10 protein-coding genes are annotated in these 13458 nt (G+C 63.0%); 6 read left to right on the top strand and 4 right to left on the bottom strand.

Annotated features, from left to right (window positions below):
- Positions 1 to 141: 141 nt before the first annotated feature.
- Positions 142 to 609, bottom strand: a complete 468-nt coding sequence (locus M729_RS0117710) for a peroxiredoxin (RefSeq protein WP_013532169.1) — start codon at positions 607 to 609, stop codon at positions 142 to 144.
- Positions 610 to 704: 95 nt separating this feature from the next.
- Here M729_RS0117710 and M729_RS0117705 point away from each other — a divergent pair, with 95 nt between their 5' ends.
- Positions 705 to 4079, top strand: a complete 3375-nt coding sequence (locus M729_RS0117705; RefSeq protein WP_027162384.1) for a DUF3971 domain-containing protein — start codon at positions 705 to 707, stop codon at positions 4077 to 4079.
- 6 nt (positions 4080 to 4085) lie between these two features.
- On the opposite strand, the gene tyrS is transcribed toward M729_RS0117705, so the two are convergent.
- Positions 4086 to 5339: a tyrosine--tRNA ligase gene (gene tyrS, locus M729_RS0117700; RefSeq protein WP_013532167.1), complete on the bottom strand. Its 1254-nt coding sequence runs from the start codon at positions 5337 to 5339 to the stop codon at positions 4086 to 4088.
- 289 nt (positions 5340 to 5628) lie between these two features.
- Here tyrS and M729_RS0117695 point away from each other — a divergent pair, with 289 nt between their 5' ends.
- Positions 5629 to 7272: a glycosyltransferase family 39 protein gene (locus tag M729_RS0117695; protein ID WP_027162383.1), complete on the top strand. Its 1644-nt coding sequence runs from the start codon at positions 5629 to 5631 to the stop codon at positions 7270 to 7272.
- A 45-nt stretch (positions 7273 to 7317) separates the two neighbouring features.
- Positions 7318 to 8148 (top strand): phosphatase PAP2 family protein, encoded by an 831-nt coding sequence (locus M729_RS0117690; protein ID WP_027162382.1) that lies wholly within the window; start codon positions 7318 to 7320, stop codon positions 8146 to 8148.
- An 11-nt stretch (positions 8149 to 8159) separates the two neighbouring features.
- Here M729_RS0117690 and M729_RS0117685 read toward each other — a convergent pair whose 3' ends face one another.
- Together M729_RS0117685 and M729_RS0117680 are read right to left on the bottom strand one after the other, a co-directional pair.
- A complete protein-coding gene (locus M729_RS0117685) occupies positions 8160 to 8810 on the bottom strand; it encodes an FMN-binding negative transcriptional regulator (protein WP_027162381.1) in 651 nt (216 codons plus the stop codon).
- Positions 8811 to 8831: 21 nt separating this feature from the next.
- Positions 8832 to 9506: an alpha/beta hydrolase gene (locus M729_RS0117680; protein WP_013532163.1), complete on the bottom strand. Its 675-nt coding sequence runs from the start codon at positions 9504 to 9506 to the stop codon at positions 8832 to 8834.
- A gap of 236 nt (positions 9507 to 9742) precedes the next feature.
- On the opposite strand from M729_RS0117680, the gene M729_RS0117675 reads away from it, so the two are divergent.
- From M729_RS0117675 to sufC, 3 genes are all read left to right on the top strand, one after another.
- A complete protein-coding gene (locus M729_RS0117675) occupies positions 9743 to 10906 on the top strand; it encodes a cysteine desulfurase family protein (RefSeq protein WP_027162380.1) in 1164 nt (387 codons plus the stop codon).
- Between the two features lie 242 nt (positions 10907 to 11148).
- On the top strand, positions 11149 to 12666 hold the full coding sequence (sufB, locus tag M729_RS0117670; RefSeq protein ID WP_013532161.1) for a Fe-S cluster assembly protein SufB: 1518 nt from the start codon (positions 11149 to 11151) through the stop codon (positions 12664 to 12666).
- Positions 12667 to 12693: 27 nt separating this feature from the next.
- A complete protein-coding gene (gene sufC, locus M729_RS0117665) occupies positions 12694 to 13449 on the top strand; it encodes a Fe-S cluster assembly ATPase SufC (protein WP_023810312.1) in 756 nt (251 codons plus the stop codon).
- The last annotated feature ends 9 nt before the right edge of the window (positions 13450 to 13458 follow it).

Here is a 13458-nt window from a genome sequence, read left to right as displayed (position 1 = left end):
CTTTCGTTTACGACACCACGACAGCTTGATTACACATTATTAGGGTTAACAAAGGCTTGCAGCGATAGCTTGCTCACAGCGATTGCCCGCCAGGCGTGCGTAAGGTTGCAAGGGAACCTGGGCCAGCCTCGCCGGCAAACCTCAAAGCGCTCGAACGGCCTCGAGTACCTCTTCGGCATGGCCCTTGACGCGGACCTTGCGCCAAATCCTGGCGATCCGCCGGTCGCGGCCGATCAGGAAGGTCGCGCGCTCGACGCCCATATACTTGCGGCCATACATCGATTTCTCGACCCACAGATGGTAGGCCTCGATTACCTTGCGCTCCTCGTCGGCGGCGAGGTCGATGGTGAGATTGTATTTCGACTTGAACTTGTCGTGCTTCTTGACGGGGTCGGGCGACAGGCCGATCACCACGGCGCCGGCCTTCTCGAACTCCGGCTTCAACTGCGAGAAGCTGATCGCCTCCTGCGTGCAGCTTGTTGTGTCGTCCTGCGGATAGAAATAGAGCACGATGGGCTTGCCGGACGATGCGGCAAGGCTGACCGATCCGCCGCCGTCCCGCGGCAGGTCAAATTGCGGCGCAAGATCGCCTACGTCGAGGTCAGCCATACCGATGCCCTTGTTTGAGGTTACGCGCGAAGCCACACCGATATAGTGTCGGACGGGGATTCGTCCACGATCGAGTTCGTACAACGGAAAATTGCGTGGATCAGGAGCGACCGCAGCACGAGAAGATCCGGTTCAGGCGTGATGAGATCACCGACCTGGGGACCTTTCCGTCCGCCTGCCGTGTGCCGCCGCTTGGTCAGGCGTCGATCGGACGCGGTTTTCGCATCCTGTCGCGACTGTTCGCCGGTCTGGTCGCTTTCGTGCTGCTGGCCGCCGTGCTCGTTTATCTGGTTGGCGCCTCCGGCATCGGAGCCGACCGGCTTCGCGCCGAGGCGGAAACGGCGCTTGAGAAACTGGCGGGCGTCGATGTCAATGTCGCGGTCGGGCCTGCCCGCATCACGCTCGACGGTTCGAGTTTCATCGCGCTTCAGGTCAGCGACGTCAGCTTGAAGACATCAGACGGCAAGCCGATGGCCGATGCCGGCCGCGTGCGCTTCGGCGTGCGTCTGTTCCCGCTGCTGTGGGGAGATGTGCGGCTGACCAGCGCCAGGATCTCGGATGCCCGCATCGTCGTGGCGGCGATGCCGTCAGGCGGCGACTGGACCGCCGGCCTGCGCAATGCGGACGGCCTCATCGATCCGGAGAAGCTGTCCGCCGCGGTGTTCGGAAACATCAACCACGCACTCGATGCCGTGCGGGAGGATTCGCTGCGACGCATCGATCTTCGCAATGTCGAATTCGTGCTGCCCGAAACCGGAGCGATCAAGCTCGTCAAGATCACCGACGCCACCGTCGTGCAGTCGGGACCGGGCGGCATGCAGTTTTCCTCGAAGGCGGACATCGACGGCAGGACGCTTACGGTTGCCGCTACCGCCACCCGTGATATCGCGGCGCACCGGGTCACGGCGCTGGATGCGAGCGTCGATCTGGCCGACACCGGCGCGGCCGCTGCCGGCAAGTTGGGACCCGTCGCGTTGAAGCTGACGGGATCGGAAGGGTTCGGCGTGAACGCATCGCGGCTGACGGCCGCTTTGTCATCGACGGGCTCTGTCCTCGATCTCGGCACGCGAGGATTGCTGGCGGCGGACGTCGATATCAATGCGACGCTGGTTGCTGGCAGCAACAAGGTCCAGGTCGACAGATTGCTGCTGAAGACCGGCCGCTCGACATTCGATTTCGCCGGTTCGATCGGGCCGAAGCCGGCAAGCGGAGCGGTGGGTGAAGAACCCTCCTATCGCTACGACCTGACCAGCGACGGATCGTCGCTTGCGCCTTCGGAGTCGCCCGAGCCGGCGCTCACCTTCCTCGCCCGGATCGCCGGTGTCTACAACACGGTGAGCCACAAACTGGTCGCAGAGCAGATCGCGCTTCGGTCCGCCGGCTCCGGCGAGGTGCTTGGCACCGCCGCCGTGGCGTTCGTCGACGGCAAAGTGCCGGGGATCAATCTGGCGTTCAACATCCACGATATGCAGGTCTCTCACGTCAAGCAGCTATGGCCGTGGTTTTCGGCGCGCAATGCCCGGCTGTGGGTGCTGGCCAATCTGTTCGGCGGCCGTGTCGTCGACGCCAACCTTCAGTTCCAGGTGGTGCCGGGCCGGCTCGGCAACGGCGTGCCGCTTTCGGCCGATGAGGTCTTCGGCCGCTTCCAGATCGAGGGATCGCGATTCGACACCGCCGGCCGCATCCCGCCGATACGCGACGCGGTCGGCGTCGTCGGTTTCCACGGCAACGATGTCGATATCTCGCTCTCCTCGGGCACCGTCTACATGCCCAGCGGCCGCACCGTGGCGGCCAGCAACGGCACGCTGACGGTCAAGGCGGCGAACCGCCCGCCGGTCGTCGGCGCGCTCGACATAGATGTCGACGGCGACGCATCCGCCGTTGCCGAACTCGCATCCTACGAGCCGATCAACGCCATGCGCCATGTCGGCATTCTGCCGGAGGACCTGTCGGGCAGCGTCACCGGTCACGTCAAGGCGGATATTCCGCTGCAGTCCGGCGTCGACTCGTCGAAGCTCGATTGGCTGGTGTCGCTCGACTACACCGGCATGTCCCTGGCCAAGCCCTTCGAAGGACAGGTCGTGACGGATGCCGACGGTTCGATCACGGTCGACCCCGAGAAGGCGGTGATCTCCGCCAAGGCGTTGCTGAACGGCATTCCGGCCGAACTCGATCTGATCGAGCCGCTCAGGGATGAGGGGCCGGCGCGCAGCCGCAAGGTGGCCCTGGTGCTCGACGACAAGATCCGCGCCGCCGCCATGCCCGGCCTGAAGCCGCTGCTTGCCGGAACTGTGAAGGTGGCGATCGACAAGAACGGCAGCGGCGACCAGAACGTCTCGGCCGACCTGACCAACGCCAGGCTGGACATTCCCTGGGCGGGCTGGAGCAAGGGGGCGGGGGTGCCCGCCAACGTCACCTTCGTCATGACCAAGTCCGGCGACACCACGACGCTGTCCGATTTCAATCTCGACGGAAAGACGTTCTCCGTCGACGGCAGCATCGTGCTGGTCAATGGCGCCTTGTCGTCGGCGCGGTTCAGCAAGGTCACCTTGAACAGGGGCGACGACGTTGCCGTATCGGTGAAGCGGTCCGGCAAGGGCTATGCGGTCGACATATCGGGCAACGCGCTCGATGCCCGCTCGCTCATCAAGCAGTTCACCTCCGACGTCGACACGGCTACCAAGACCACCGGGTCCGATGCCATTTCCGTCAGCGCCGATGTCGACCGGCTGACCGGTTTCCACGACGAGCAATTGTCCAATCTGAAGCTCGACTACAGCGCGGCCGGCTCGCGGGTGAACGGGCTGAAGGTCAGCGCCACGGCCAGTTCAGGTGCGGCCATATCGATCAGCAACACGACCGGCGCCGGCCGGCGCACGCTCAACATGCAGTCCGCGGACGCCGGCGCCATCCTGAGGTTCCTCAACATCTACGAACATATGGAAGGCGGCGTGATCACGCTCGCACTGGCCGGGCCGAGCGACGGATCGCTCAAGGGCAAGGTCGACACCAGCAATTTTTTCGTCGTCAACGAACCGAAACTCGCCTCCATCGTCTCGACCACGCCGGCCGGCGACAACCGCAGCCTCAACCAGGCGGTCAAGGGCAAGCTGGACACGTCACGGGTGAAGTTCGAACGCGGCTACGCCGAGATCGACAAGGGCAGCGGCTATCTGAAACTGGCCAATGGCGTGCTGCGCGGACCGCGCATCGGCACGACGTTCCAGGGCACGCTCTACGACCAGAACAACAACATGGACATGACCGGCACGTTCATGCCGGTCTATGGCCTCAATCGCATCTTCGGCGAATTGCCCATCGTTGGCGCGCTGCTCGGCAATGGCCGCGACCGTGGCCTGATCGGCGTCACCTACCGGCTCAAAGGCAACGCCAACAAGCCGTTGCTGGACATCAATCCGCTGTCGGTGATCGCGCCCGGAATATTCAGGTCGATCTTCGAATATAGGTGAGCGAGTTCAGGCCGGTCGCACCAGAATGTGTTTTTTCTTTCCCAAGGAAAGCTTTACGACGTTTTCCGGACTCAAATCCTGAGGGGTCACCAGCCGGCGCTCGTCGCTCACCGGCTCGTCGTTCAGGCGCACGGCGCCGCCCTGCACATGCCGCCGCGCTTCGCCGTTCGACGCCGCCAGTCCGGCGGTGACCAGCAGCGACAGGATGCCGACGCCGGTTTCGAGCGCTGTCTTGTCGACCTCGACGGTCGGCAGCGACTCCGCGAGCGCGCCTTCCTCGAACGTCTTGCGCGCCGTATCGCTGGCTTGCTCGGCGGCCGCGCGGCCGTGCAGCAGGGCGGTGATCTCGGTGGCGAGGATCTTCTTGGCCTCATTGATCTCGGATCCGCCGAGCCGCTCGAGCCGCGCCACCTCGTCCAGCGGCAGCGTCGTGTAGAGCTTCAGGAAGCGGGCGACATCGGCATCCTCGGTGTTGCGCCAGTACTGCCAGAATTCGTAGGGACTCAGCATCTCCGCGTCGAGCCAGACCGCGCCCGACGCCGACTTGCCCATCTTGGCGCCCGACGAGGTGGTGAGCAGCGGCGTGGTCAGTGCATAGAGCTGCGCGTCCTCCATGCGGCGGCCGAGATCGATGCCGTTGATGATGTTGCCCCACTGGTCGGAGCCGCCCATCTGCAGGCGGCAGCCGAGACGCTTGTAGAGCTCGACGAAATCATAGGCCTGCAGGATCATGTAGTTGAATTCGAGGAACGACAGCGACTGCTCGCGATCGAGCCGCAGCTTGACGGAATCGAAGGCCAGCATGCGGTTGACCGAAAAGTGACGACCGACATCGCGCAGGAAATTGACGTAGTTGATCTCCATCAGCCAATCGGCGTTGTTGACCATGATGGCGTCGTTGGGACCGCTGCCGAATTTGAGGTAGGGCATGAAGTTGCGGCGGATACCGGCAAGATTGTCTTCGATGTCCTGCGGGGTCAAAAGCTTGCGCGCCTCATCCTTGAACGACGGGTCGCCGATCATCGAGGTGCCGCCGCCCATCAGCGCGATCGGCCGATGACCGGTCTGCTGCAGCCAGTGCAGCATCATGATCTGGATCAGCGAGCCGGCGTGCAGGCTCTTGGCGGTCGCGTCGAAGCCGATATAGGCGGTCACAGTCTCCTTGGCGAAGATATTGTCGAGACCGGCATCATCCGAAGTCTGGTGGATGAAACCGCGCTCGCTCATCGTGCGCAGGAAATCCGATTTGAAGGCAGGCATTTTTTCTATTCCCGAAAGCGTCCGGCCGCTGTGGCTCAGGCGTGCATGAACGCGCGCGTTTAGCATCCAAGCGCGATCAGCAAAAGTGGTTTCCGGTTTTGCGACTGATCGCGCGCAGGACAAAGGTCCAGGGATCAGCAAAAGTGCTTTCCGGTTTTGCAGCCCGCGCGGATGGCGTTTGCGAATCCTTGCTTCGTCGTTTGGGCTGGCGTATTGAGGCGCCGCGCAGGGCAGGGCCTGAGGCGCCGCGACGGGGCCATCCCGCAGATCAGATCCGGAAAGCTCCGCGATGAACAGGAACTATCTTTTTCTCTTTCTGTTCAGCATGCTGATGACGTTCAGCGGACTGGCGAGCCTTCCCCCCATCGACCGCGACGAATCCCGTTTTGTCCAGGCCACCAAGCAGATGGTCGAAACCTCCGACTATGTCGACATCCGTTTTCAGGATGCCTCGCGCTACAAGAAGCCGATCGGCATCTACTGGCTGCAATCGGCGGCCGTGGCGCTGAGCGGCGAGGGGGCGGCGGCGCCGATCTGGGTCTACCGCCTCGTCTCCATGCTTGGCATTGCCTTGGCCGTCGTCGGCATCGCCTGGACGGGCACGAAGCTGTTCGGGGCCAATGCCGGTCTCGCCGCCGGCCTGATGATGGCGGCGATCTTCGCCACCGCCTTCGAGGGCCGTGACGCCAAGACCGACGCCATGCTGCTGGCCTGCTGCGTGGCGGCGCAAGGCGCGCTCGCCCAGATCTATCTGGCAGCGCGCCGCAACAAACCGGTAGCCGCCCATCTGCCGTGGATATTCTGGGCCGCTCAAGGACTTGGAATCCTTATCAAGGGGCCGGTGGCTCCGCTCCTGTCGGTGCTCACGGTCGCTGCCCTGTTTGCCTTCGAGCGCGACTGGCGCTGGCTCCTGAAGCTGAAGCTCGTGCGCGGTGTCGCTCTGGTGGTGCTCATCGTGTTGCCCTGGGTCGCCCTCATCACCTGGAAGAGCGGCGGCGCCTTTCTCAACGATGCCGTCGGCAAGGACATGATGGCCAAGGTCGCCTCGGGCGAGGAATCGCACGGCCTGCCGCCCGGTTTCTACATGCTGACCTATTCCTTGTTCATGTGGCCGTTCGGCCTGATCGCGGTCGGCGCCGGGCTGCAGGCCCTCAACCGTCTGCGCGACGATCCCCGGCTGCGTTTCTGCCTCGCCTGGTACATTCCGTTCTGGCTGGTGTTCGAGCTGATCCCGACCAAGCTGCCGCACTATGTCCTGCCAGCCTATCCCGGCATGGCGCTGCTGATCGGCTGGCTGCTGACATTGTCGCCGCAGGAGGCGAATGCGCCGCTCAGGCGCTGGCAGGACTGGTTGTGGTGGTCGACCGCATTCGGTCTTGCCGTGGTCAGCCTTGGCCTGGCGGCGGTCTGCGTCGGAGCGCCGATCTATCTCACCGGCTCCTTTTCCTGGTGGAGCATCCCGGCCGCCGCGGCCGCGCTGGCGGCAGGGTATTTCGCTTTTTCGCGACAGCTGCAAGTGCCGCTCTCCCGCATCGGCGCCATCGCGGTTTGCGCCGGCATCACCTATGGGCTGTTGTTCGGCGTCATCGCGCCTTCGCTGAAGCCGATCTGGCTGAGCCCGGCGATCGAGGCGGCAGTCCAGGCCAACAGGCCTTGCGACACCACGGTGCTCGCCTCAGCGGAATATCACGAGCCGAGCCTGGTGTTCCTGGTCGGCACCAAGACCGTCCTGACCGATGTCGATGGCGTCGCCAAGCATCTGCTCGGCGACCCCACCTGCGCGCTGGCGCTGGCACAAATCGGCGACGAGCAGAAGCTGAATGGCCTGTTGGAGGCGCAAGGCAAGTCGGCGAGCCGCGTCGCCGAGGTCGACGGCCTCAACTATTCGTCGGGAGACAAACTGTCGCTCGGCCTCTATCGTGTAAGCCAGTGACGGCTCGCCGATGCCCATGACGGCAACAATGGGGTCGAATTTCCTATGCTGGTGAAATCACGCCCGCCGGTTTCGAGCCTGCTCCTTGGCATAGGGCGCCGGTCGCTCGACAACTTTCGCGATACGATGCAGATCGCCAAAAGCCGCCTTGCCACCCGGCCGGCCAGATACCCGAATATTTTGTGGTCGGTCTGGGTGCTGGTCTGGGTCTTGCTGACGGCGGCGGCGTTTGTTCGTCTCGACACCCCGGCCGGAATGCTTCACGGCAAGTGGTCGGCGGGATTTGCCAGGACTGCCGACTTTTTCACCCAGTTCGGCCTGGGAGGCTGGTATATCATTCCCTCAGTGCTTCTGCTTGTCGCCGCGAACCTGACGGATTGGCGAAGCCTGTCGCGGCGCTCGCTGATGCTGCTCTACAACTGGACCTGCCTGGCTTTTCTGGTGCTGTGCGCCACCGGCCTGTCGGGGATCGCCGTCAATGTGCTGAAATATGCCATTGGCCGGGCTCGCCCGCTCTATTACGAGGACTTTGGCGTGCTGACCCTGCACCCCTTCGCTTTCGATGCGCGCTTCGCCGGCTTTCCGTCCGGCCATGGTACGACAATGGGCGCGGTGTTCGGGGTCGCTTTGCTGTTGTTTCCGCGGCGATGGTACATCGCCCTGGCGATCACCGCCTGCATCGCCTCGACCCGTATCTTCGTTGGCGCGCACTATCCCAGCGACACCGTCGCCGGCTTCGGCCTTGGCTGCGGTTTCGCGCTTGCCTGCGGGCTGGTCTTTGCCCGGCTCGGCTTCATCTTCCGGCCGACGCCGTCGGGACTGCCGGTCCGCAAGAGAACGTTTCGGCTGATCGGACCGACAAGGAAGACTGCCTGAGCATTCGAAGTTCAGTTGCCGTCCAGTCCGCCATAGGATCTGACCAGGTCGGCCATGCCGGGCGATTGGTGGTCTTCGCTTTCGAGCCCCTGTGCAACGCCGACGCGATCGGCGACCGGCCGGTTCTGGCTGACCTTCCACTTGCCGTGGATTTCGCTGATCTCGATTTCCAGCCCGATAATGCCCTTGATCTGCGACTGGATGAAGGGCTCCGGCGCATCGGTCACCGCCCAGGGCGCGGCGCGGGCGCCTTCCTGGGAGACGGTCAGATCGGCGATCTGCTGCGCCAGCCAGTCCTGATCATCCATCACCTTGACGGTGCCGCGAACCTGCACGATGGCATAATTCCAGGTCGGCACCACCTTGCCGGTCTCGCGCTTGGTCTCGTACCAGGACGGCGTCACATAGGCATCGCTGCCCTGGAAGACGATCACTACGGTTGACGCCGGATTGTCGGCCAACAGGCGCCATTGCGGGTTGGCCCGCGCCAGATGGGCGCGCAGCCTGCCGTTCGGCCCGATTTCCGCGTCGAGCAGGAACGGGATGGCGTTGGCGACCGGCCCATCGGGCCCGTTGGAAATCAACAGGCCCAGCGGATGCGTCCGGATCAGCCCGTGCAGGATTTCCGGCCGCGTTTCCCTGAAATGAGGAGGTTCGTACATCGCCGTCCCTGCTTTCTTTGCTTATCTCAGCCGCTTCGGCCGCGGATCCGACAATTCGCCGGCCAGCCGGCGGTCGAGATAGTCGGCGCATTCCTCGAGCAGCAGGTCGGCATCGTTGGAGAAGAAATGGTTGGCGCCGGGCAACGTCTTTTGGGTGATGGTGATGCCCTTCTGCGTGTGCAGCTTGTCGACCAGGCCCTGCACATCCTTTGGCGGCGCCACCTTGTCGGCATCGCCATGGATGATCAGGCCCGATGACGGGCAGGGCGCCAGGAACGAGAAATCATAGGTGTTGGGCTGCGGCGCGATCGAGATGAAGCCTTCGATCTCGGGCCGGCGCATCAGAAGCTGCATGCCGATCCAGGATCCGAACGAGTAGCCGGCGACCCAGCAGCTCTTGGAATCGGGATGCAGCGACTGCACCCAATCCAGCGCCGCAGCGGCATCCGACAACTCGCCGGTGCCGTGGTCGAATTCGCCCTGACTGCGGCCGATGCCGCGGAAATTGAAGCGAAGCGTGGTGAAGTCCCGCTTCTGGAACATGTAGAAGAGGTCGTAGACGATCTTGTTGTTCATCGTGCCGCCGAATTGCGGGTGCGGGTGCAGGACGATGGCAATCGGCGCGCTCTTTTCCTTGGAAGGCTGGTAGCGACCCTCCAGGCGGCCGGCAGGACCGGTGAAAATGACCTCAGGCATAAAATACTCCACTAGGTAATACGAATGCGCGGTGCCTGGAACGTTTCCTCTGGCCTTGACGCAGGGCGAGCGTCTTCTTAGAAGCTAGTTTAGAATTGTTCAAAACTGAGTGGCAAGACATCGAGCCCGGCCACCCGCGCCGCAAGCCGCGTAAATAGGACGGCTCGCCTTGGAATTTCAAGGAAATAACGCCATACGACGGCGGAATGGCTTCTGACGGGACTTGACGAACGAAAATGGCCGCAAAACGCGCCTATCTCGACTACAATGCCAGTGCGCCGCTGCTTGCCGCGGCCCGCGAAGCTATGGTCGCGGCGCTCGAAGTCGCCGCCAATCCGTCATCGGTTCACGCCGAGGGGCGGGCGGCCCGCCGTCTGATCGAGACCGCAAGGCGTGACGTGGCGGCGCTCGTCAACGCCAAGCCCGAGCACGTCGTGTTCACCTCCGGTGCCACGGAAGCAGCCTCGACGCTGCTGTCACCCGACTGGCAGATGGGGCGCGGCACGGTGCGCATGAGCCGGCTTTACGTGTCGGAGGCCGATCATCCCTGCCTGTTGAACGGCGGACATTTCCCGTCAGCGCAGGTGACGCGGGTCGGCGTCGACGCCAACGGTATCGCCGATCTCGACGCTTTGGCGGCAGCGCTCGGTGGTCATGACAAGAGCGAAGGCCTGCCGCTGGTTGCCATCCACGCCGCCAACAACGAGACCGGCGTCATCCAGCCGATCGATCGCATCGCCGGGATCGTCAAGGCGGCGGGCGGCATCCTCATGGTCGACGCCGTGCAGGCCGTCGGGCGTGTTTCGATCGATCTATCAGCGGGTTACGCCGATTATCTGATTCTGTCCTCGCACAAGATAGGTGGTCCCAAGGGCGTCGGCGCCATCGTCGCGGCTTCGGATCTGATGATGCCGAAGCCGTTGATCAATGGCGGCGGTCAGGAAAAGGGCCATCGCGGCGGGACTGAAAACCTCGCTGCCATTGCCGGTTTTGGCGCGGCCGCTCGCGAGGCCCTGGCCGGATTGCCGGCCATAGATGCGGTGCGCCGGCGCCGCGACGAGATCGAGGCCATCGTGAAAACGCTGGTGCCGGACGCGGAAATCTTCGGAACCGGTGCGCCAAGGCTTGCCAATACGGCATTCTTCGCTATTGCGGGCGTCAAAGCCGAAACCGCGCAGATCGCCTTCGACCTGGCCGGCGTAGCGCTGTCGGCCGGCTCTGCCTGTTCGTCCGGCAAGGTCGGACCGAGCCATGTGCTGAAAGCCATGGGACACGGTGACAGCCTTGGCGCCTTGCGCGTGTCGATCGGTCCGGCGACGGGCGCGGAAGACATCGAGTTGTTTCGCGTTGCGCTGACGGGAATCGCCGCGCGTCGGGCGGATAGAGAAAAAGCCGCGTGAGCGGTTGGGGCATCGGACCGAAAAGCGCGTAGCGGTTTTCGGGAAAATCCGATGCTTGACGAAAATGATTTGGGCCATTCGGCCTGGTAGAGCCGTGCGTTTCATGCTGGCCGGGTGAATTTCCGGTCGAAGCGCACTATATGAAACTTACGCTGCCGCAAGCGCCTTTTGGGGTTCGTTTTTGGCGGTGCCATAGTTTGAAAACTGTCGGGCCTTGACCCCGGCGTGGATGGAGAACGCATATGCCTGCTGTGCAGGACACGATCGATCGGGTCCGAAAGATCGACGTCGACCAATACAAATATGGATTCCAGACCGAAATCGCGATGGATAAGGCCCCCAAAGGCCTCAGCGAAGACATTATCCGTTTCATTTCGGCCAAGAAGGATGAACCGTCCTGGATGCTGGAATGGCGTCTGGAAGCCTATCGCCGTTGGCTGACGCTTGACGAGCCGACCTGGGCGCGCGTCCACTATCCCAAGATCGATTTCCAGGACATCTACTTCTACGCGGCGCCCAAGAGCACGCCCGGCCCGACCTCGCTCAGCGATGTCGATCCCGAACTCTTGAAGGTCTACGAGAAGCTCGGTATTCCGCTGCGCGAGCAGGAAATCCTCGCCGGCGTGCAGAAGACCGACGCCTCGGAACTCGAGGAAGTCAGCGACAATGTCTACAAATCGGGCCGCGTCGCCGTCGACGCCGTGTTCGATTCCGTTTCCGTCGTCACCACCTTCAAGAAGGAGCTGGCGCAGGCCGGCGTCATCTTCTGCTCGATCTCGGAAGCCATCCGCGAGCATCCCGAACTGGTGAAGAAGTATCTCGGCTCGGTTGTGCCGACCTCCGATAATTATTACGCCACGCTGAATTCGGCCGTGTTCACCGACGGCTCGTTCGTCTTCGTGCCCAAGGGCGTGCGCTGCCCGATGGAGCTGTCGACCTATTTCCGCATGAACGAGAAGAACACCGGCCAGTTCGAGCGCACGCTGATCATCGCCGAGGAGGGGGCTTACGTCTCCTATCTCGAAGGCTGTACGGCGCCGCAGCGCGATGAGAACCAGCTGCATGCCGCCGTCGTCGAACTGGTGGCGCTCGACGATGCCGAGATCAAATATTCGACGGTGCAGAACTGGTATCCCGGAGACGCCGAGGGCAAGGGTGGCATCTACAATTTCGTCACCAAGCGCGGCGACTGCCGTGGCGATCGCTCGAAGATCTCGTGGACGCAGGTCGAGACCGGCTCGGCGATCACCTGGAAGTATCCGAGCTGCATCCTGCGCGGCGACGATTCCTCGGGCGAGTTCTATTCGATCGCTGTCTCGAACGGTTATCAGCAGGTCGACAGCGGCACCAAGATGATCCACCTCGGCAAGAACACGTCGAGCCGCATCATCTCCAAGGGCATCGCCGCCGGCTTCTCGCAGAACACCTATCGCGGCCAGGTCTCGGCGCACCGCAAGGCGACCAACGCCCGAAACTTCACCAACTGCGACTCGCTGCTGATCGGCGACCAGTGCGGCGCGCACACCGTGCCCTACATGGAAGCCAAGAATTCGACGGCGCAGTTCGAGCACGAAGCGACGACGTCGAAGATTTCCGAGGACCAGAAATTCTACGTCATGCAGCGCGGTATCCCTGAAGAGGAGGCGATCGCGCTGATCGTCAACGGCTTCGTCAAGGACGTCATCCAGCAACTGCCGATGGAATTCGCGGTCGAAGCGCAGAAGCTGATCGGTATCTCGCTTGAGGGCTCGGTCGGCTGACCGGACAGATATTCAGGAAACGAAAAAATGCTTGAAATCAGAAATTTGCACGCCCGCATCGTCGATGACGGCACCGAAATCATCCGCGGCCTGAACCTGACGGTGAAAGCCGGCGAGGTCGCCGCGATCATGGGGCCGAACGGCTCGGGCAAATCGACGCTGTCCTACATCCTCGCCGGCCGCGAGGACTATGAGGTGACCGAGGGCGACATCCTCTACAACGGCCAGTCGATCCTCGAAATGGATCCGGCCGAGCGCGCCACGTCAGGCATCTTCCTCGCCTTCCAGTATCCGATGGAGATACCGGGCGTCGCCACCATGGAATTCCTGAAAGTGGCGATGAACGAGCAGCGCAAGGCGCGCGGCGAGGAGCCGCTGAAGATCCCGGAATTTTTGAAGCGCGTGAAGGAAGCCGCCGCCTCGCTCAGCATGGACATGGCGATGCTGAAGCGGCCGCTCAACGTCGGCTTTTCCGGCGGCGAAAAGAAGCGCGCCGAGATCCTGCAGATGAAATTGCTGGAGCCGAAATTGTGCGTGCTCGACGAGACCGATTCCGGCCTCGACATCGATGCGCTGAAGATCGTTTCCGACGGCGTCAACGCGCTGCGCGCGCCGGACCGGGCGTTCCTGGTCATCACCCACTACCAGCGCCTGCTTGAGCACATCGTGCCCGACACCGTGCACGTGCTCTACAAGGGCCAGGTTATCAAGTCGGGCGACAAGTCGCTGGCGCTTGACCTGGAAGCCAACGGCTACGCCGGCGTGATCGGCGAAGCCGCGTGAGATGCCAGA

Source organism: Mesorhizobium sp. WSM1293, from assembly GCF_000513875.1.
Taxonomy (GTDB): domain Bacteria; phylum Pseudomonadota; class Alphaproteobacteria; order Rhizobiales; family Rhizobiaceae; genus Mesorhizobium; species Mesorhizobium ciceri.
This window is presented reverse-complemented; position numbering and strand designations above follow the sequence as displayed.

Excerpts from the sequence above, each read along its gene's own strand:
- M729_RS0117710 (WP_013532169.1), bottom strand. The coding sequence starts at position 609 with ATGGCTGACCTCGACGTAGGCGATCTTGCGCCGCAATTTGACCTGCCG.
- tyrS (WP_013532167.1), bottom strand. The coding sequence starts at position 5,339 with ATGCCTGCCTTCAAATCGGATTTCCTGCGCACGATGAGCGAGCGCGGT.
- M729_RS0117695 (WP_027162383.1), top strand. The coding sequence starts at position 5,629 with ATGAACAGGAACTATCTTTTTCTCTTTCTGTTCAGCATGCTGATGACG.
- M729_RS0117690 (WP_027162382.1), top strand. The coding sequence starts at position 7,318 with ATGCTGGTGAAATCACGCCCGCCGGTTTCGAGCCTGCTCCTTGGCATA.
- M729_RS0117685 (WP_027162381.1), bottom strand. The coding sequence starts at position 8,810 with ATGTACGAACCTCCTCATTTCAGGGAAACGCGGCCGGAAATCCTGCAC.
- M729_RS0117680 (WP_013532163.1), bottom strand. The coding sequence starts at position 9,506 with ATGCCTGAGGTCATTTTCACCGGTCCTGCCGGCCGCCTGGAGGGTCGC.
- M729_RS0117675 (WP_027162380.1), top strand. The coding sequence starts at position 9,743 with ATGGCCGCAAAACGCGCCTATCTCGACTACAATGCCAGTGCGCCGCTG.
- sufB (WP_013532161.1), top strand. The coding sequence starts at position 11,149 with ATGCCTGCTGTGCAGGACACGATCGATCGGGTCCGAAAGATCGACGTC.
- sufC (WP_023810312.1), top strand. The coding sequence starts at position 12,694 with ATGCTTGAAATCAGAAATTTGCACGCCCGCATCGTCGATGACGGCACC.